This window comes from Enterobacter sp. BIDMC93, assembly GCF_001037805.1.
GTDB lineage: Bacteria > Pseudomonadota > Gammaproteobacteria > Enterobacterales > Enterobacteriaceae > Enterobacter > Enterobacter hormaechei_C.
This window is the reverse complement of record NZ_KQ089962.1, coordinates 3,097,300-3,115,774: the sequence shown is the minus strand read 5'-3', so window position 1 is coordinate 3,115,774 and position 18,475 is coordinate 3,097,300. Positions and strand designations below refer to the sequence as shown.

General features: G+C 55.1%; 20 protein-coding genes. 10 read left to right on the top strand and 10 right to left on the bottom strand.

Annotation, left to right across the window (positions count from 1 at the left end; all coding sequences use genetic code 11):
• The first annotated feature begins 2 nt into the window (after window positions 1-2).
• Both sufE and SK58_RS14545 read left to right on the top strand, forming a co-directional pair.
• On the top strand, window positions 3-419 hold the full coding sequence (gene sufE / locus SK58_RS14550; protein WP_015570705.1) for a cysteine desulfuration protein SufE: 417 nt from the start codon (window positions 3-5) through the stop codon (window positions 417-419).
• 97 nt (window positions 420-516) lie between these two features.
• On the top strand, window positions 517-1,530 hold the full coding sequence (locus SK58_RS14545; RefSeq protein ID WP_032653324.1) for a L,D-transpeptidase LdtE: 1,014 nt from the start codon (window positions 517-519) through the stop codon (window positions 1,528-1,530).
• A gap of 60 nt (window positions 1,531-1,590) precedes the next feature.
• On the opposite strand, the gene lpp is transcribed toward SK58_RS14545, so the two are convergent.
• The 4 genes from lpp to SK58_RS14525 all read right to left on the bottom strand — a co-directional run bounded on the left by lpp (window position 1,591) and on the right by SK58_RS14525 (window position 6,466).
• Window positions 1,591-1,827, bottom strand: a complete 237-nt coding sequence (lpp, locus tag SK58_RS14540; protein ID WP_001082307.1) for a murein lipoprotein Lpp — start codon at window positions 1,825-1,827, stop codon at window positions 1,591-1,593.
• Window positions 1,828-2,139: 312 nt separating this feature from the next.
• The gene (gene pykF, locus SK58_RS14535; protein ID WP_003857687.1) at window positions 2,140-3,561 is read right to left on the bottom strand and encodes a pyruvate kinase PykF; all 1,422 of its coding nucleotides are present in this window, start codon (window positions 3,559-3,561) and stop codon (window positions 2,140-2,142) included.
• 376 nt (window positions 3,562-3,937) lie between these two features.
• Window positions 3,938-5,083 (bottom strand): trans-sulfuration enzyme family protein, encoded by a 1,146-nt coding sequence (locus SK58_RS14530; protein WP_048220149.1) that lies wholly within the window; start codon window positions 5,081-5,083, stop codon window positions 3,938-3,940.
• Window positions 5,084-5,095: 12 nt separating this feature from the next.
• Entirely contained in the window at window positions 5,096-6,466 is a 1,371-nt protein-coding gene (locus SK58_RS14525; protein WP_048220147.1) for a pyridoxal-phosphate dependent enzyme, read from the bottom strand.
• A 399-nt stretch (window positions 6,467-6,865) separates the two neighbouring features.
• Here SK58_RS14525 and SK58_RS14520 point away from each other — a divergent pair, with 399 nt between their 5' ends.
• The 4 genes from SK58_RS14520 (at window position 6,866) to fumD (ending at window position 9,703) form a co-directional block, all read left to right on the top strand.
• Window positions 6,866-7,888 (top strand): methionine ABC transporter ATP-binding protein, encoded by a 1,023-nt coding sequence (locus SK58_RS14520; RefSeq protein WP_017384622.1) that lies wholly within the window; start codon window positions 6,866-6,868, stop codon window positions 7,886-7,888.
• Window positions 7,881-8,549: a methionine ABC transporter permease gene (locus SK58_RS14515; RefSeq protein ID WP_017384621.1), complete on the top strand. Its 669-nt coding sequence runs from the start codon at window positions 7,881-7,883 to the stop codon at window positions 8,547-8,549. The genes SK58_RS14520 and SK58_RS14515 overlap by 8 nt, the downstream gene beginning before the upstream one ends.
• Before the next feature lie 23 nt (window positions 8,550-8,572).
• Window positions 8,573-9,385 (top strand): MetQ/NlpA family ABC transporter substrate-binding protein, encoded by an 813-nt coding sequence (locus SK58_RS14510; protein ID WP_003857677.1) that lies wholly within the window; start codon window positions 8,573-8,575, stop codon window positions 9,383-9,385.
• 108 nt (window positions 9,386-9,493) lie between these two features.
• Window positions 9,494-9,703: a fumarate hydratase FumD gene (fumD, locus tag SK58_RS14505; protein WP_003857676.1), complete on the top strand. Its 210-nt coding sequence runs from the start codon at window positions 9,494-9,496 to the stop codon at window positions 9,701-9,703.
• On the opposite strand, the gene SK58_RS14500 is transcribed toward fumD, so the two are convergent.
• The 4 genes from SK58_RS14500 to SK58_RS14485 are packed head-to-tail and all read right to left on the bottom strand — an operon-like array spanning window position 9,684 to window position 12,747.
• On the bottom strand, window positions 9,684-10,370 hold the full coding sequence (locus SK58_RS14500) for an amino acid ABC transporter permease (protein WP_015570700.1): 687 nt from the start codon (window positions 10,368-10,370) through the stop codon (window positions 9,684-9,686). The two genes, fumD and SK58_RS14500, sit on opposite strands and share 20 nt — an antisense overlap.
• A complete protein-coding gene (locus tag SK58_RS14495; RefSeq protein ID WP_045344246.1) occupies window positions 10,354-11,100 on the bottom strand; it encodes an amino acid ABC transporter permease in 747 nt (248 codons plus the stop codon). Before SK58_RS14495 ends, SK58_RS14500 begins: the two co-directional genes overlap by 17 nt.
• A complete protein-coding gene (locus SK58_RS14490; protein WP_048220145.1) occupies window positions 11,100-11,915 on the bottom strand; it encodes an amino acid ABC transporter ATP-binding protein in 816 nt (271 codons plus the stop codon). The genes SK58_RS14495 and SK58_RS14490 overlap by 1 nt, the downstream gene beginning before the upstream one ends.
• 1 nt (window position 11,916) lies before the next feature.
• Window positions 11,917-12,747 carry an ABC transporter substrate-binding protein gene (locus SK58_RS14485; protein WP_044488997.1) on the bottom strand — a complete coding sequence of 277 codons (831 nt, stop codon included), beginning with the start codon at window positions 12,745-12,747 and terminating at the stop codon, window positions 11,917-11,919.
• Between the two features lie 244 nt (window positions 12,748-12,991).
• Between SK58_RS14485 and SK58_RS23085 the strand changes: the two genes are divergently transcribed.
• Together SK58_RS23085 and SK58_RS14475 are read left to right on the top strand one after the other, a co-directional pair.
• Window positions 12,992-13,159: a hypothetical protein gene (locus SK58_RS23085; protein WP_032653328.1), complete on the top strand. Its 168-nt coding sequence runs from the start codon at window positions 12,992-12,994 to the stop codon at window positions 13,157-13,159.
• A gap of 144 nt (window positions 13,160-13,303) precedes the next feature.
• Entirely contained in the window at window positions 13,304-14,710 is a 1,407-nt protein-coding gene (locus tag SK58_RS14475) for a DUF1996 domain-containing protein (protein ID WP_048220143.1), read from the top strand.
• Window positions 14,711-14,767: 57 nt separating this feature from the next.
• Here the strand turns inward: SK58_RS14475 and SK58_RS22920 are convergent, their stop codons facing one another.
• Window positions 14,768-14,908, bottom strand: coding sequence for a hypothetical protein (locus SK58_RS22920; RefSeq protein ID WP_003857665.1), 141 nt, complete (start codon window positions 14,906-14,908; stop codon window positions 14,768-14,770).
• A gap of 125 nt (window positions 14,909-15,033) precedes the next feature.
• Here SK58_RS22920 and SK58_RS14465 point away from each other — a divergent pair, with 125 nt between their 5' ends.
• On the top strand, window positions 15,034-15,816 hold the full coding sequence (locus tag SK58_RS14465) for an MBL fold metallo-hydrolase (protein WP_039270932.1): 783 nt from the start codon (window positions 15,034-15,036) through the stop codon (window positions 15,814-15,816).
• 72 nt (window positions 15,817-15,888) lie between these two features.
• Complete coding sequence (locus tag SK58_RS14460; RefSeq protein ID WP_015570694.1) at window positions 15,889-16,524, top strand: carbonic anhydrase; 636 nt, start codon at window positions 15,889-15,891, stop codon at window positions 16,522-16,524.
• A 28-nt stretch (window positions 16,525-16,552) separates the two neighbouring features.
• Here the strand turns inward: SK58_RS14460 and SK58_RS14455 are convergent, their stop codons facing one another.
• Window positions 16,553-18,148: an FAD-NAD(P)-binding protein gene (locus SK58_RS14455; protein ID WP_048220141.1), complete on the bottom strand. Its 1,596-nt coding sequence runs from the start codon at window positions 18,146-18,148 to the stop codon at window positions 16,553-16,555.
• Between the last annotated feature and the right edge of the window lie 327 nt (window positions 18,149-18,475).

The following is an 18,475-nucleotide window of genomic DNA, read 5'->3' as shown; positions in this document are numbered from 1 at the left end:
AGATGGCAGATTTGCCGGACAGAGATAAATTGCTGCGCAACTTTGGGCGTTGCGCGAACTGGGAAGAGAAATACCTTTATATCATCGAACTGGGTCAGCGCCTGCCGCCGCTCAGCGAAGAGGCGCATAACCCGGACAACATCATTCAGGGCTGCCAGAGCCAGGTCTGGATCCTGATGCAACAGACGGATGAAGGCGTAATTCAATTACAGGGTGACAGCGATGCCGCCATTGTGAAGGGGCTTATTGCCGTCGTATTTATTCTTTATCACCAGATGTCGGCGCAGGATATTGTCGCCTTTGACGTTCGCCCGTGGTTTGAAAAAATGGCCTTAACCCAGCACCTCACCCCGTCCCGATCCCAGGGACTCGAAGCGATGATCCGCGCCATACGCGCCAAAGCCGCAATCCTTAGCTAAACTGACAGAACAGCATTCATTCTGTTTCGCGGGGTGGTTTCCACCTCGCTGGTTTTTCAGCTTTCTGACGTTTGGTCAGTGAATAAGGAATCTCAGCATGAAGCGCGCGTCTCTAATAACTTTATTACTCCTTGGTTCGCTCAGTACTGTTAATTCAGCCTGGGCGGTTGATTATCCTTTACCGCCCGCAGGCAGCCGCCTGATTGGGCAAAACCAGACATACACCATTCAGGAAGGTGACAATAAACTTCAGTCTATCGCTCGTCGCTTTAATACCGCCGCACAGCTGATCCTTGAAACCAATAATACCATTGCACCGGTGAACCCTGCGCCAGGAACGGTCATTACGATCCCTTCCCAGATGCTACTGCCGGACACCGAGCGCGAGGGCATCGTGGTGAATCTGGCGGAGCTGCGTCTTTACTTCTATCCGCCAGGCGAAAATATCGTGCAGGTCTATCCGCTGGGTATTGGTCAGCTTGGGCTGGAAACACCGGTCAGCACCACCCGTGTGAGTCAGAAAATCCCTAATCCTACATGGACCCCCACAGCGGGCATCAGAGCGCGCTCACTGGCCCAGGGCATTAAACTGCCGCCTGTGGTACCCGCAGGGCCAAATAACCCGCTGGGGCGCTTTGCGTTGCGTCTGGGCATCGGGAATGGGGAATATCTTATTCACGGCACCAGCGCGCCGGACAGCGTAGGGCTGCGGGTCAGCTCGGGCTGTATGCGGATGAACGCGCCGGATATCAAAGCGTTGTTTGAGCAAGTGCGCGTCGGCACGCGGGTGCAGATCATCAATGAGCCGGTGAAGTTCTCCGTCGAGCCGGACGGCAAACGTTATATCGAAGTGCACAGGCCGCTGGCGCAGGCTGAGGGCGAAAACCCACAGACGGTGCCGTTCACGCACTCGGCGGCGTTTACCGCCTTTGCAGCGGAATCAGGTAGCGATAAAACGCTTATCGATAAAGCCCTGGCGCGCAGAGCGGGGATCCCGGTTGCCGTGTCAGCAGGCAGTGGTTCTTCAGCCAGCAATTCTGTCCTGTCGGTACAGAACAGTCGTGTCTCAGCGGCGGTGGCGGAAGGCGAGGGAGAGAAAGCGCTTCAGTAGAGGTTTGACGAAGGCAAAAAAAATGGCGCACAATGTGCGCCATTTTATTAACAGGTACTATTACTTACGGTATTTAGTAGCCTGGTTGTCCAGACGCTGGTTAGCGCGAGCTGCGTCGTCTTTAGCAGCCTGAACGTCGGAACGCATTGCGTTCACGTCGTTGCTCAGCTGGTCAACTTTAGCGTTCAGAGTCTGAACGTCAGAAGACAGCTGATCGATTTTAGCGTTGCTGGAGCAACCTGCCAGCAGAGTTGAACCCAGGATTACCGCGCCCAGTACCAGTTTAGTACGATTCATTATTAATACCCTCTAGATTGAGTTAATCTCCATGTAGCGTTACAAGTATTACACAAAGTTTTTTGGGTTGAGAATATTTTTTTGATGGGATTACGCCTATTTTTGATCGTTCGCTCAAAGAAGCAACGAAATCGGCAATTTTGACGAAAAAGCTATGTTAAAAAAGGCATTTTTCATCGGATTCATCTTAGATAAATCGCGATTAAATAGAAAAACCCGATTTGCTTTTTGAATAGTTCTGGTTAAAGGCGGGAATAAAAAAAGCGCCCCGAAGGACGCTTTTTAACAAAACAATAATTTGTTCGTGAAATATTACAGCACGTGGACAGATGCAGTGTTGGTGGTGCCGCTTGGAACCAGCGCGCCAGAAACCATAACCACCACGTCGCCTTTCTGGGCCAGGCCACAATCAACCAGTTCCAGAGCCACTTCTTTACCCAGACGATAGAAATCATCGGTAGAGGCAATCTCTTTCACCAGGTGTGGGATCACACCTTTGCTCAGCACCAGCTGACGCGCGGTAGTTTCGTTGGTGGTCAGCGCCAGAATGGTCGCATCCGGGAAGTATTTACGCACGGCACGCGCAGATTTACCGCCCTGGGTCGCCACGACAATCAGTGGGGCTTCCAGTTTCTCAGCGGTTTCTACCGCACCACGGCACACGGCTTCGGTGATGCGCAGTTTACGGCTGTCGTTGTTGTAATCCAGACGGCTTTTCATCACGCGGTCGGTACGCTCACAGATGGTCGCCATGATGCTGACCGCTTCCAGAGGGTATTTCCCTTTTGCAGATTCGCCAGACAGCATAACGGCATCGGTACCGTCGAGGATGGCGTTTGCTACGTCGCCTGCTTCAGCGCGGGTAGGGCGTGGGTTTTTGATCATGGAGTCCAGCATCTGCGTTGCGGTGATAACCACTTTACGCGCGCGAACACATTTCTCGATCATCATCTTCTGCGCGAAGATCACTTCTTCAACCGGGATTTCAACGCCCAGGTCGCCACGCGCTACCATGATACCGTCAGACGCTTCGAGGATTTCGTCGAAGTTGTTCAGGCCTTCCTGGTTTTCGATCTTGGAGATGATCTGAATGTTCTCGCCGCCGTGCGCTTTCAGGTGCTCACGGATCTCAACCACGTCAGAACGTTTACGGATAAAGGAGGCAGCAACGAAGTCCACGCCTTGTTCGCAGCCGAAGATCAGGTCTTGTTTGTCTTTTTCAGCCAGCGCTGGCAGAGCAATGGACACACCCGGCAGGTTAACGCCTTTGTTTTCGCCCAGATCGCCGTTGTTCAGCACTTTACAGATAACCTTGTTACCTTCGATCGCCGTCACTTCCATGCCGATCAGGCCGTCATCCACCAGCACGGTGTTGCCAACGGACAGATCGCTGGTGAAGCCTTCGTAGGTCACGGCAACGATTTCGTTATTACCTACAACGGATTTGTCGGTGGTGAAGGTGAAGGTCTGGCCCGCTTTCAGGGAAACGTCGTTACCGCCTTCCAGTTTGATGGTGCGGATTTCAGGACCTTTGGTGTCGAGCAGGATTGCCGCTTTTTTCCCGGTCTTGCTCATCACGTTGCGCAAGTTCTGGATACGCTGACCGTGTTCAGCATAGTCGCCGTGGGAGAAGTTCAGACGCATCACGTTCATGCCGGCATCCAGCATTTTGCTCAGCATCTCTTCGGATTCGGTTTTCGGGCCGATAGTACAAACAATTTTCGTCTTTTTCATGACAGTCTTAGTCTTTAAGTTGGGAAGGATATGGAAATCTCGCTCCGGGGGCGCACCGCCGCGGAGTCAAACCTGTGTTGCGAAAGAGTATATGACACGCACTAAGAATAGGTGACATCAAATGAGCGTGCAGAAGAAAGTGTGCCTGAGTGCCAGCCCAACGAAGGAGAGGAGAAGTTGTACGTTGTTTTTTGTATTCCAAGCGCTGAAACCATTCACCAGGGATTTGGCGCGCATTATACGCTGATTTACAGTAAAAAGGAAAATGGAAACAGCGTTTCAAAACAATCTGTGCAGATTCACATAAGTTTGTTATCAAGGCGTTAAGGTCTAATGTCATCTTATGACGGCAGGCGCAACGCCCGCCGTTTTTTGCTCACTTTTCCAGCGCCTGCTGAAGGTCGGCGATCAGATCCTTCGCATCCTCAATCCCCACCGACAGGCGGATAAGCTGCGGCACAATGCCGTTTGCAAGACGCTGCGCCAGTGGTATGGAGGCGTGGGTCATGCTGTAGGGCTGGCTCACCAGACTCTCCACACCGCCCAGACTTTCCGCCAGGGTAAAGAGCTTTAGGTGACGGATCACCTCTGTCGCGTGTTGCGCATCGCCTTTAATCACAACGGAGATCATGCCGCCCGGCAGCGCCATTTGTCTGCGGGCCAGCGCATACTCGGGATGTGACGCCAGCCCGGGATAGAACACGCGGTCTACCTGCGGATGCTGCTCCAGCCATTGCGCAATTGCCAGTGCGTTGGCGCTGTGCTTCTCAACGCGCAGTGAGAGGGTGCGAATCCCCCGCAGCGTCAGGAAACTGCTGAACGGGTCCAGAACGCCGCCAACCGCGTTTTGCAGATAGCCCAGACGTTCCGCGAGATCCTTATTTGCCCCGACAACAGCCAGCCCGGCAACCACGTCTGAATGACCGTTGAGATATTTAGTGGCGGAGTGGACCACTATATCGAACCCCGCCTCCAGCGGCCGGTGAATGACCGGGGAGGCGAAGGTATTATCCGCCACGCTGATCGCATTATGGCGCCGGGCAATGTCCGCGATGGCCTCCAGGTCGGCCAGTTTCAGCAGCGGGTTCGTTGGCGTTTCCACCCAGATCATGCGCGTGTCCGGGCGAATGGCGGCCTCAAGCCCGGCTACATCGTCCGGCTTAACCCAGCTCACCTGTAACCCGGTGCTGCGCTTGCGCACGTTTTCGATCAGGCGATACGTACCGCCATACACGTCGTCAATGGCGACGATATGGCTGTCTTTATCCAGCAGTTCGAGCACGGTGGAAATGGCTGCCAGCCCTGACGCGAAAGCGTACCCGCGCGTGCCGCCTTCCAGTTCGGCGATGGCGGTCTCCAGCGCGTGGCGGGTTGGATTGCCGCTCCGGGAGTATTCGTAGCCGGTATGTTCACCCGGTGCCGGTTGCGCAAACGTCGACGTGGCGTAAATTGGCGGCATCACGGCGCCGTGCGGGTCGTGATACTCACCGCTGTGAACGCTGAGGGTGGCCAGGTTTTTCATCTTTTGCTCCTTTTATTTTGTCAGGCGGTTACGCCAGGCGGTGAGTACATCACTGCGTGTGATTAGACCCAGAAAGCGATCTTCGTCATAAATAATCGCCACCAGGCCACGGTCAAAGATGGCGTACAGGGCGCTCTCCGGGGCCTGCTTATCCAGATATTCGACCTGACGCGTCATGGCCGCCGTCACGGGGAGAGAGAAGCGATCGGCATCTCCCCCGATGTGTCGCAGCAGGTCCCACTCGTCGATGATGCCGACGACCTTGTCGTTATCGAGCACCGGCAGCTGGGAGATGTCGTACAGGCGCATGCGGGCCAGCACGGTGGAAAGCGTGTCGTCCGGGGCGGCAGTCACCGTCGCGCCTTCATCGTGGCGCAGGGCAATATAGTCCGAGAGATCGCCTGCCTGCGGACGCGAAATCAGCCCCTGCTGGCGCATCCAGTCGTCGTTGAACATCTTCGAGAGGTATTTATTGCCGCTGTCGCAGGCGAAGGTGACCACACGTTTTGGCGTAGTCTGTGCCTGGCAATATTTCAGCGCCGCCGCCAGCAGCGTGCCGGTGGAAGAGCCCGCCAGGATCCCTTCCGTTTTTAGCAGATCGCGGGCGGTGGTGAACGCCTCGCGATCGGTAATGCGCCAGGCGCGGTTAACCCCTTCGATGTGCGCCAGCGGAGGGATAAAGTCTTCGCCAATCCCTTCAACCAGCCACGATCCGGCATCGTGATGGTGTCCGGTTTCAACCTGGTCCGCCAGCACCGACCCGGCCGGATCGGCAAGCACAAATTCCGTCTGCGGCGAATGTTCTGCAAACCACGCCTGTAAGCCACCCAGCGTACCGCCGGACCCCACGCCGACGACGATGGCATCGATCTGGCCGTCAAGCTGTTCAAACAGTTCCGGTGCGGTAGTGGTGCGGTGCGCCAGCGGATTGGCCGCGTTATTGAACTGATCAATATAAAACGCGCCTGGCAGTTCGTTCGCCAGCCGCCGGGCATAATCCTGGTAGTAGTCCGGATGCCCTTTATTCACATCTGAACGGGTCAGCACGACCTGCGCGCCTAACGCGCGCAGGTGGAAAATCTTCTCGCGGCTCATTTTGTCCGGCACCACCAGGATCAGCGAGTAGCCCTTCTGCGCCGCAATCAACGCCAGCCCCAGGCCGGTGTTCCCCGCCGTGGCTTCAATAATGGTGCCGCCGGGCCGTAGCTGGCCCGTACGCTCGGCTTCATTAATCATCGACAACGCGACGCGGTCTTTAATCGAGCCGCCGGGATTCTGGTTTTCCAGCTTCAGAAACAGCGAGCAGGGGCCGGTGTCCAGCTTGTGCAGCTGGATGAGCGGCGTACGGCCAATCAGTTCGGTGACGGAGTGGTAAAGCGTCATGGTCATGTCCTGTGAAGAGGTGATGACCGGATGATAGAACCATGAAATTTTCTCAATAAAGAACCTTTCACTGAGTTTTAGAACGGAAAGGAATAATCCTTGTGTTTTCAGATGGAAAGACAGCAAGACGTAAAGTTGTCCGGATGTGAGGATGGCTATATCCGCATAAAGTGCTGCAAAATTAGCCGATTTCGTCGGGTGAGTAAGACCTGATATGCAAATGGCAGATAATTATTGCTGATATTCATCTAAATGCTTTTCACCCGCCAGTTCGCTGCTTATTCCTGAGCATTATAAGAAATTCTTTTTTGGTCATTTAAAAGCTGATAACGGCTGTTTACTATCTTTTGGACATCCATACTGCTAAACCGCTATATGCGAAACGGATAACGAATAAGAATGATTGTACTCAGCAATATTTCGAAGGTTTTTGACAACGGGAAACAGGCGCTGACAGCCGTAGATAACGTCAACCTGACGATAGAGCAGGGACAGATTTACGGGATCATCGGTTACAGCGGGGCCGGGAAAAGTACGCTGATCCGTCTGCTGAACGGTCTGGAAAAGCCCAGCGCCGGCAGCGTCACCATTAACGGTCAGGATATCTCCGCCGCGAAGGGAGAAGCGCTGCGTCAGGCACGCCTGAAAATCAGCATGGTGTTCCAGCACTTTAACCTGCTTTGGTCGCGCACGGTGAAGGAAAATATCGCCTTTTCAATGCAAATTGCCGGTGTGCCAAAAGCGCAAATTCAGGCTCGCGTTGCCGAGCTGGTGGAGCTGGTCGGCCTGAAGGGGCGCGAGAATGCCTACCCATCCCAGCTGAGCGGCGGGCAAAAACAACGTGTGGGCATTGCCCGCGCGCTGGCCAATCATCCGGACGTACTGCTGTGTGACGAAGCCACCTCGGCGCTGGATCCGCAGACCACCGATCAGATCCTCGATCTGCTCCTGGACATTAACCGTCGCTTTAACCTGACCATCGTACTCATTACGCATGAGATGCACGTGGTGCGCAAAATCTGCGACCGCGTGGCGGTGATGGAAAACGGCAAGGTGGTGGAAGAGGGGGACGTGCTGAGCGTGTTTACGCATCCGCAGCAGCCGATCACCCGGCAGTTTGTCCGCCAGGTGAGCCAGTACGCGGAGGAAGAGACCTTCAATACCGAACTGGCAAACGATCTGGAAGGCACGGTGATCAGGCTGACCTTCACCGGGCACAGCACGCACAGGCCGATCGTCGGTGAACTGACCCTGCGCTACGGCCTGCCGTTTAACATCCTGCACGGCAAAATGACGCAAACCGCCCACGGTGTTTTCGGGCAGCTCTGGGTGCACGTGGTGGCATCGGACGAACAACTGAACAATATCCTCGCCGACCTGAAGCAAAGCGATATTGAAGGCGAGGTAATCAAGCATGGCTGAAGAACTCTTTCCGCACCTGAAGTGGGATCAGCTTTGGGCTGCAACCCAGGAGACGCTTTACATGACCGCGCTTTCCGGCGTGGCGACGTTTGTCCTGGGGATCGCGCTCGGTCTGGCGCTGTTTTTAACCGCCCGCGGCGGGTTATTCCACAACCGCACGGTCTACAGCGTGATGTCGATTGTGGTGAACGTGTTCCGCTCGATTCCGTTCATCATTCTCATCGTTCTGCTGATCCCGTTCACCAAGACCGTTGTGGGGACCATTCTCGGCGCTAACGCTGCGCTGCCCGCCCTGATTGTGGGCGCGGCGCCGTTCTACGCCCGTCTGGTCGAGATTGCCTTGCGAGAAGTAGACAAAGGAGTCATTGAGGCCACGCGTTCGATGGGCGCGCGGCTGAGCACGTTAGTGTTTCGGGTTTTATTGCCGGAATCTTCACCCGCACTGGTTTCAGGTATGACGGTGACGCTGATTGCGCTGGTGAGCTACAGCGCAATGGCAGGGGTGATAGGTGCCGGCGGTTTGGGAAATCTGGCTTATCTGGAAGGATTCCAGCGCAACCATGGTGACGTCACGCTGGTGGCAACGGTGACCATTCTGATCATCGTGTTCATTATCCAGTTCTGCGGCGATGCCATTACTTCACTGTTAGATAAACGCTAATAAATACACACAGGAACCACATCATGAAAAAGACACTGACACTGATCGCCGCCGCAACCCTGAGTGCCCTGAGCTTTGCCTCCTGGGCGGACACGCTCACCGTGGGGGCGTCCAACACCCCGCACGCGGAAATTCTGGAGCAGGCTAAGCCGATTCTGGCGAAGCAGGGGATCGATCTGGAGATTAAACCGTTCCAGGACTACATTCTGCCAAACACGGCGCTGGCGGGGCATGACATTGACGCCAACTATTTCCAGCACATCCCTTACCTGAACAGCGTCCTGAAAGATCATGCGGGCGATAAGGATTATGATTTTGTCAGTGCGGGCGCAATCCACATTGAGCCGATCGGTATCTATTCGAAAAAATACAAATCGCTGAAGGATCTGCCGGAAGGCGGCAAAATCATCATGCGTGATGCGGTTTCCGAGGAAGGGCGTATTCTCTCCATCTTCGAAAAAGAGGGCGTGATCAAGCTGAAGCCAGGCATCGATAAAGTGACCGCGCGCATCAGCGATATCGTGGAGAACCCGAAAAAGCTGCAATTCACCCCTAACGTTGAGGCATCTCTGCTGCCGCAGATGTACAACAACGACGAAGGTGCTGCGGTGGTGATCAACGCCAACTACGCAATTGATGCCGGTCTGGATCCGGTGCACGATCCCATTGCGGTTGAAAGCGGTGAGAATAACCCGTACGCCAACATCATTACCGTTCATCGCGGTGACGAGAAGAAGAAGGATATCGTCGCGCTGGTGAACGTGCTGCACTCCAAAGAGATTCAGGACTGGATCCGCACCAAATACAAAGGCGCAGTCATCCCGGTAAACAACTAATCTCCTGATTTTCCAGACGAAGCCCGGCGAACTACACGCCGGGCTTCTTTTTTGTATCCAGCCGACGAATGATTTAAGCTGACGGTTTAGGGCAACGGAGTGATGGCAATGGGCAATGTGACCAAAGACGAAGCGCTGTACCAGGAGATGTGTCGGGTGGTAGGCAAGGTCGTTCTCGAAATGCGTGATTTAGGGCAGGAGCCGAAACATATTGTCATTGCGGGCGTTCTGCGTACCGCGCTGGCGAACCAGCGCGTTAAGCGCAGTGAGTTGACCACCAAAGCGATGGAAACGGTGGTTAAAGCGCTGGCCGGCTAACTCGCCAGCGCTTCGCGAGCAGCTCAAGCGAGCAGCAGAGCAGGTAATAGATCACACCCGTGAAGATAAAAATGGCCGCCGGGTAAATTTGCACCCGGTTGTTGATCTGTCCCGCCACCGTGGTCAGTTCAGGAACGTTCACGATAAACGCCAGCGACGTATCCTTCAGCAGGCTGATAAAAATCCCCACCAGCGACGGCAGAATATTTCTCAGCGCCTGCGGCAGCAGCACGCGCCACAGCGTTTGCTGCGTACTGAACCCTTGAGAAAGCGCGGCCTCATTCTGGCCCGACGGCAGGGCTCTCAGTCCGGCTAACACCGAATGCATCACCGCAGCCGCGGTAAACCAGGCCAGCGCCAGCGTGACGGTCGTCGCGCCCGGGAGATCCCTGCCGGTTATCAGTGGCAGCAGATACCACATCCAGAATATCACGAAGATCAGGGGGATCCCGCGAATCAACTCTGCCCACGCAAACAGCGCACTGCGCACCACGCCGGGATAGCGCCAGGCGACGCAAGCCAGCACAATCCCGCCGGGCAGGGCAAGCGCGGCGGCGCCTGCGGCCATCAGCAGTGAGAGCAGTACGCCGCCGGGTTCTCCCGCAGCCGCACGTCCCCAAAGCAGATAATCCAGGTTTTCGACAATAACGTTAAATCCGGGGATCATGATATTTCCTCCCTGAATGGGGGCCGAGGCGCACCAGCACGCTTCCCGTCACCATCCCGGTAAGCAAGTAGAGCACCGTACCGAAGGTGAAGGCTTCCAGTGCATGGGCGTTGTAACTTTCTATCTGGCGGACCTGGTAGGTCAGTTCGGCGAAGCCAATCCCGCTCGCGAGCGAGGAGAGCTTCATCAGGTTAAGATACTGGCCGACGACGGGCTGCCACGCGTTAGCGAGCCCCTGTGGCAGAAGAATGTAGCGAAACAGACGCCATGAGGAAAATCCCTGAGCGAGCGCCGCCTCCCGTTGCCCGGCAGGTACGGAACGCAGCCCCGATTCCACTTCTTCAATTAAAAACGCCGAGGTAAAGACGCCTAACCCCCAGGCGGAGCATAAAAACTCTGGCGTAAACCACCAGACGTCACCGGGTAAAATGGACCAGCTGTGGTCTGCGTTCACCGCATCACGCAGCCCCTGCGGCAACCCGTTCCAGGCGGCGAAATACCAGAACAGCAGCTGTACCAGCAGCGGCGTATTGCGAAACAGCGATACCCAGCCGCTGACGATCAATATCCCGAAACGTCCCCCGGAAAGCCGCAAAAGCATAAAGAACAAGGCGAGCAGGCTGGCCAGCATAATCCCCGCCAGCGTCACCCACAGAGTGGTGAGAAATCCGGAGAGGATCCAGTGCAGGGGCTGTCCGGCCAGCACCCCCTGCCAGTCCAGAGCGGGCATTACAGTTGCTCCTGATGCAGCGGATCCAGCACTTTTTGCAGGAAACGCCTCGCACGGGGATGCGACGGTTGATTGAAAAATTGCGCCGGGGGCGCGGTTTCCAGAATTTTTCCGCCGTCGATAAAGACGATTCGATCGGCAATTTCCCGGGCGAACTGCATCTCATGGGTAACGACAATCATGGTGATCCCGCTGTGCGCGAGGGTTTTCATCACAAACAGCACTTCGCCAATCATTTCCGGGTCGAGTGCCGACGTCGGCTCGTCAAAGAGAATGATTTGCGGCGACGAGGCCAGAGCACGGGCAATCGCCACGCGCTGCTGCTGTCCGCCGGAAAGTTCAGCGGGGAAGCGGTGCGCCTTCTCCAGCATGCCGACCTTCTCCAGCAGCGCCAGCGCGCGCTCCTGGGCAGGCAGGGGTTTCCAGCCGTGAACGTGCTCCAGTGCCAGGGTGATGTTCTGACTGGCGGTAAGGTGGGCATAGAGATTGAACTGCTGGAACACAAACCCGACGTGGCTGCGTAACTGACGTAGCCTGCTGCCGGAAAGCTGTCCGGTCGGCTTGTGGTCGATCAGAATCTCCCCGCCGCTCAGGCTCTCAAGCTGGTTGATAAGCCGAATCAGGGTCGATTTTCCGGAACCCGAAGGGCCGAGAATGGCAACCACTTCACCCGGCATGATGGTGAGGTTAATGTCGGTTAAAACCGGATGATCGCCGTAGCGTTTGTCCACATGGCGAAACTCAACGCTGGCCTGTTCCAGAAGTGAAAAATCCGCGGCATTGGCCGCGGAGCGTGAAAATAAACCTGAGAGCATATTACCGGGCTTCTATTTTAAAGTTACGAGGCTGTGGAGCTGGGGTGCCTGGACCGAACCAGACGTCATAGATTTTTGCCGCCTGGCCGTTTTTCTCCAGGGTTACCAGCTCATCGTTAACGGCTTTCAGCAGCGCCGTTTCACCCTTTTTCACCCCCACGCCAATCTCTTCTTTACTGAGCAGGTCGGGCAGGATTTTGAAGTCGGCTTTATCCGGCGCCTGCGCCAGCAGACCGGCCAGAATGGTGCTGTCCTGGGTAATGGCCTGCACGTTGCCATTGCGCAGTGCCGTCAGCGCCAGCGGAATATCATCATAAGAGAGGACGCGGGACTGCGGAAAACGCTGGTGCAGCGCCTGTTCACCCGTCGTACCTTTTACGGCGCCAATGCGTGCCCGGCTATAGTCATCAAGCTTGTCCGGTGATTTTGCCGGAACCAGGAACTGCTGGCCGGTGACAAAGTAAGGCGTTGAGAAATCAATGACCTGTGCGCGTTCCGGAGTGATCGTGATATCCGCCACGATGAGATCCGCTTTTCCGGACTGTAGCAGCGGTATACGGTTAGCCGGATTAGTGGCGACCAGTTCAAGCTTGACGCCGAGCGATTTCGCCAGCGCTTTGGCGAAGTCCACGTCGTAACCCACGATCTCATGCGTTTTGGCATCAATCGAGCCAAAGGGTGGATTGGCATCAAACGTGGCCACTTTCACCACGCCTGCTGCCTTGATATCCGCCAGCCGATCGGCCTGCGCCTGCGCTGAAACCAGGCCCCAGGCTGCCACTAATCCCAGAACCTGCGCCCGTTTTTTAAACCCTTTCATTTTTGCAGCCATAGTCATACGCCATCCCGTTGTTTTTGTTTTACCCCGTTACGCTCCCATAAGGGAAAGCTATCGCCAAATAAGAAATCGTTCTTTGCTATGAGAAAAAAAGCATGAGTGAACAAGGTGTTAAAGAAGAGAGCAGACGGCGGGGCGCTATTTGCAGATCCTGCACATCGACAGTGGATTTTGATATTTCCCCGGGCGCAATTTGGGTGTTTAACTGAGGACAGGTTAAGCGAGAAGGGTAATGACGATGAAAAAATGGATAAGCACGTTACGGCGGTTTTTTGCGCCCCGACCAGTGAATGCGGAGAACAGCGCGCAACGTGTTCTTGAGTCAATACTGCCTGTCGCCAGCCTGTATGGCGTGGACGTAGCCAACATCGACCCGGAGTGGTTCCATGATAAAACGTCACGCTGAACTGCGCCGGACGCGCGAAATGTACTGGGATGAGCTGTGCGTGGTGTCTGTAAAGCGAGGATGAAGGGAATAATACCCAGGCTAATCCTCGGTATATGATGGCCGTTTTGTTACCACTATCTCCTTTCACAGATGGAGATAATAATGAAACGGACAGTATTAACCCCCGCGCTTTCTGCCTCCGCACTTCTGCTTACCATGCAGGCGGCACACGCTGGTCCACAGGCGCATGTTGTATGCAGTTATTCCCACACCCTCGGCGATGATGCCATTATGATGTTCGGCATGCCCAATGAGGCTATGCTGCACGATTTTTTTGGTAACGTGCACGCGGATGCTTACTCCAGCCGTGAATCTCTGCGTACCCAGGAAAAGACCACCTGCGATAACAAAGCAGACAGCTCGGCCTACTGGGCTCCGTCGCTAAAATTGCCGGACGGAACGGTAGTCAAACCCGCCTATCAAAAAACCTATTATCAGGCATCGAACGTTGACGCCTGGCCGCTTCATCCGTTTCCGCCGGGGCTGTCGCTGCTGGCGGGCGATCATCATGGCACCGCGCCAAATCCGCATATCACCTTTTTATGCGCCAATGGTAAGGGCTATACCACCAGAACGGGTGAAGTCTGCGGCTTACGCAAGGCGAAGGATGCCGTGCAGTTTAATATCGGCATTCAGTTCCCGAACTGCTGGGACGGGGTCAACCTGAAGCCCGCTCACGGCCTGGCTAACGCCACCTACGATACGAAAGGACAGTGTCCGTCCGCCTTCCCGGTGAAGATCCCGACGGTGAACATGAATATTGCGTACGTGCTCCCGACAATTAGCTCTCTGGATACCAGTAAAGTCCAGCTTTCCCTCGACCCCATCATGCATGGCAGTGAGCGTGAAGAGCGGTGGGGGAGCCTGTATACGGCGCATGCTGACTTCATGAACGGCTGGACGGAAGATGCCGCGCGATTTATGACCGACCTGTGCATGAACCGGGGAATGGATTGCGGCACCACCGTGCCGTATGGTTATTCAAAAGCGAAGGCTAACGTCTGGCTCAGCAGCATGGAACCGGCACTTTCACAGCCCGATCCCCAGGTCTTACTGGTGCAGGATAACTGGAAGAACGGTGGACGCACGAAAAACAGCGAAACATTGTCGCTGGTGAAGTTCAACATCCCTCCGCTGCCTGTCGGACAGGATCCTGCCCAGTTTAAATACCGCGTGAGAATTTATGGCGGGAAAGTGGAAACTGACGGCGCGGATCAAATCTTCTTCTATCCGGCGAGTAACGACTGGGAACCGGCCACCGTGAGCTGGCAGTCACGACCGTCCTGCAACTATCGCTCGGATGCGGTGCTGTACCTGAACCACTCCCGCGAATACCGGATGGTGGACGTGGATAAAGCGGTGCGCAAGGCGCTGGCAGAAGGGAAAACCGACATTTCGTGGTATATCGGCGGCGATCGTCAGGGAAATCACTATCAGTTTGAGACGGGGTCATCTCCCCAAAGCCTGATCCTGATGCTGACCGGGTTTAGCAAAACGCCGGAGATCTGATAGCGGGTAGCAAAAGGCATTCATAAAAAAAGCACCGGGGAGCCCGGTGCTTTTTCTTCAAATCTTGCAGGCATCGCCGCAGTCGTCATCGGCGACAATCGCCTGGGCTTTTTTATCCGCATCGTCGAGACGTTCCGCGTTGCGCTCTTCTGCTTCATCCAGCCCGTTAAAGACTAAGTTATCGAGATCAATTTCCATGTGCCACCTGCGTTATTCAGTTTTTGATACTGGCATAGTATAAGTCAAAAAAAGCGGGCCAGGCACCCCTCAGCACATATGGATAATCCCTGCCATACTCAGTGATTTATTGCTGAGGAAAGCCGATGATTACACTCTGTAAAACCTGCGGTACCGCTTACGATGAACAGCCTAAAAACTGCCCGATTTGCGACGATGAGCGCCAGTATGTCCCGGTGACGGGCCAGGCATGGACGGACTTCGACAGCCTTACGACCACGCACACCAACAAATGGCAACAGCTGGAGCCGCAGCTGTTCAGCATCAAAACCGTTCCCGCTTTTGCCATCAACCAGCGGGCGCTTCTGCTGCGTACGCCACAGGGCAATGTTCTGTGGGACTGCATCGCCAATCTTGACCCGGCGACCAGAGCGTTAGTTGACGCGCTTGGGGGGATCAGCGCGATCGCGATTTCGCACCCGCATTACTACACCACCATGCAGGAGTGGGCCGCGGCGTTTAACGCACCGATCTACCTGCACGCCAGCGATCGGCAGTGGGTGATGCGTGACAGCCCGGCGATACGCTTCTGGGAGGAGGACGCCCTGGAGATTATGCCTTTGGTGACTCTGCTGCGGCTGGGCGGGCATTTTGCCGGCGGCACGGTGCTGCACTGGCAGTCAGGCGACGGCGTGCTGCTGGCCGGTGATATTTTGCAGGTTACGCCCGGTAAGGACGCCGTGTCGTTTATGTGGAGTTATCCGAATATGCTGCCGCTGCCTGCCCGCACCGTTGAGTCGGTGATTGGTCGACTGACAGGGAAAACGTACCAGCGCCTGTACGGGGCCTTTGAAGGGCAGAACATCCCGGCGAACGCGGATGAGATCGTGCAGCGGTCGGGCCAGAAATATATTGCTTGTCTCGGCTAAGGCGCGGTGGTTAAATTTTACGAGTGTGATCGCGATCATACCTAAACTAAAACAGATAAAAGAGAAATGGCTATGCAACATATCATTGAAGGTTTTCTCAGCTTTCAAAAAGAGATTTTCCCGCAACGTAAAGAGCTTTTTCGTAGTTTAGCGTCCAGTCAGAATCCCAAAGCGCTGTTCATCTCCTGCTCCGACAGCCGTCTGGTTCCGGAACTGGTTACGCAACAGGAGCCAGGACAGCTCTTTGTCATTCGAAACGCGGGCAACATTGTGCCTCCGTTCGGGCCGGAGCCTGGCGGTGTCTCTGCGACCATCGAATATGCTGTTGTTGCCCTGGGCGTGACCGATATCGTTATTTGCGGCCACTCCAACTGCGGCGCAATGAAGGCGATTGCTGACAACGCCGATCTGGAGCCGATGCCGGCCGTTTCCCACTGGCTGCGCTATTCTGATGCGGCAAAAGCGGTGGTTGAGAAGAAAACATGGGATAAGCCAATCGATAAGGTGAATGCGATGGTGCAGGAGAACGTCTTTGCGCAGTTGAGCAATATCAAGACCCATCCGTCGGTGGCGGTAGGCCTGCGCAACAACGCCATTCGCCTGCACGGCTGGGTATATGACATCGAAAGCGGCAAAATCCTTGCCCTGGACAAGAACACTAAATCGTTCGTGTCGCTGTCGGAAAACCCGGACGTCTTCTTCGAGTAACCCGACCCCGCAGGGCAGGGAAGCTCTGTTAAAATTCCATGAATGGTAACTTCCTTCGCACGCCCGACGCAGGTTTTCCAGCCGCTTTCGCCATCGCTTTACCAATTTCAGCGCACTCAGACAAACCCTGAACAAAGGGATGATCGTGCATCAGCCAGGGGATCGCCCCAAAAGCGATGCGCCCCCGCAGTGATGCAGGCGCCAGCAACGTATAGTCTTCCCCCACGTCCGGGACGTCATCGCCGGTTTCCGCAAGCTGTTTACGCAGGGTGGGGAAGGGAATGTCCTTGTTTCTGAGTGGCTTTTGCCCGCGCGCATCAATAAACACGTCGAAGCGGTAACGCTTTTCTGCCGTGGTGATGACGGTCTGATCGCTGCCGATATCCAGGTCGTAATTATCACCGAGTGCGACCACGCTAATGATCCCTGCCTCGCGCAGCGCCAGTAAACGGCGGATAGACTGCGGTGGAATGGCGGCATAATTATCGATAAACACACGCTCCAGCCCGGATTTAAACCGCTCTCTGTCATGCTCACTGAGTGAAGGGACGATGGCCTGAACCACTTCATGCAGACGAAGCACGGTATAGCGCCAGGCAACGGTGCGTTTTTCGCGCTTGTTGCGCTCCACTTCTTTCAGATTCGCTTCGGCCCAGGTGAAAGGGCCATGCTTTTTACGATCCTCAAACCAGACATCACGAAGCGTGTCGGCATTCAGCGTAACGAGCGATATCGCCTGGCACCAGCGCGGATCGGCCAGCTCGAGCTCTTTCACCATCAGCGCAAAGATGCGGTCAAGCAGCCCGTCCGGGCCTTTGGCGATTTCACTTTCCGCCACAGACTCCGTTAACACGGACAGCGGTTCATAAGGGATAGGGCAGTAAAAGTCGGCCTCCGGCAGAACGCCCGTGCGGGACATCAGCGTGATTTTTAGCCCTTCGCTGCCTTTATTGACAACGAACTGCTCCCCGCTAAACCGGCCATGCTGCATCACAACCGCCATTGCAGCGTCCAGGCCGCTGAGGGAAGTACCCATGATCCCCACCTCACAGGCTCGGACCTCCGCGTCCATCAGCCCTGACCATGGGCTTGGGAAATATGCGCGGGTGGTTTCATCTTCATCAGGCCAGACGTGGCCGGTGGCAACAACCGCAAGATCAAACCGCCTTGAGAAAGGGGCATCGTTCACTGAAAGGGCCACACCGTCTGCATCAGCCTTAATATCCGTGACTTCTGCGTTGGGGTGCACCTCGACATGAAAGCCCGACTTTTTCGCCTCAGCAACGACGGCAAGAAACCGATCGTGAAAATATTCACCCAACAGAATACGCGGCAGGAATTGCCGGTCGTGCAGTTTCTCACTGTCGACGTGATAGCGGGTAAGATGGGCCGCACTCTGCTGTTTGAGCCAGTCGAGATAGGTAATAAAAATGGGCGGGATTTCGATACTGGCGATGTTCGCCAGCATCAGCCGGGAATTATCCTCGTCGCTGTAGGGCATCCCGACACCGGGTTGGTCTGCCTTTTCGAACACGGTGATCGAAAGCGGTGCTGCGTTGTTAAGAAGTGAGTAAAAGGTATAAATCCCTGTTGGACCTGAGCCGATAATGGCGATTTTTTTCATCGAAAGCGTTCCTGCATTTCTGAACCATAAAATAAGCGTAGCAGGAGAAAGGTTAAATCATTCAATGAAGGAAAAAAATTAAGACGTTTTGAAGAGGGGATGTTGCGCCCCTTCCTGAACTTATGGGAAGGTCAATTCAATTGACCCTGGCTGATTAGATATGATTCTGCCTGATTTCTGAAAGGAAAGACTGTTTGGTCCCAGGTTTAACGATTATCTGTATGTGATGGGGGTTAAAAAGTACGGTAACTTCGCCGGCGGGCTTGACCTGCACAGCGTCAGTGAGGAGAACCAGCTGATTTTATCAGGAGAATTCTCCATCTTACG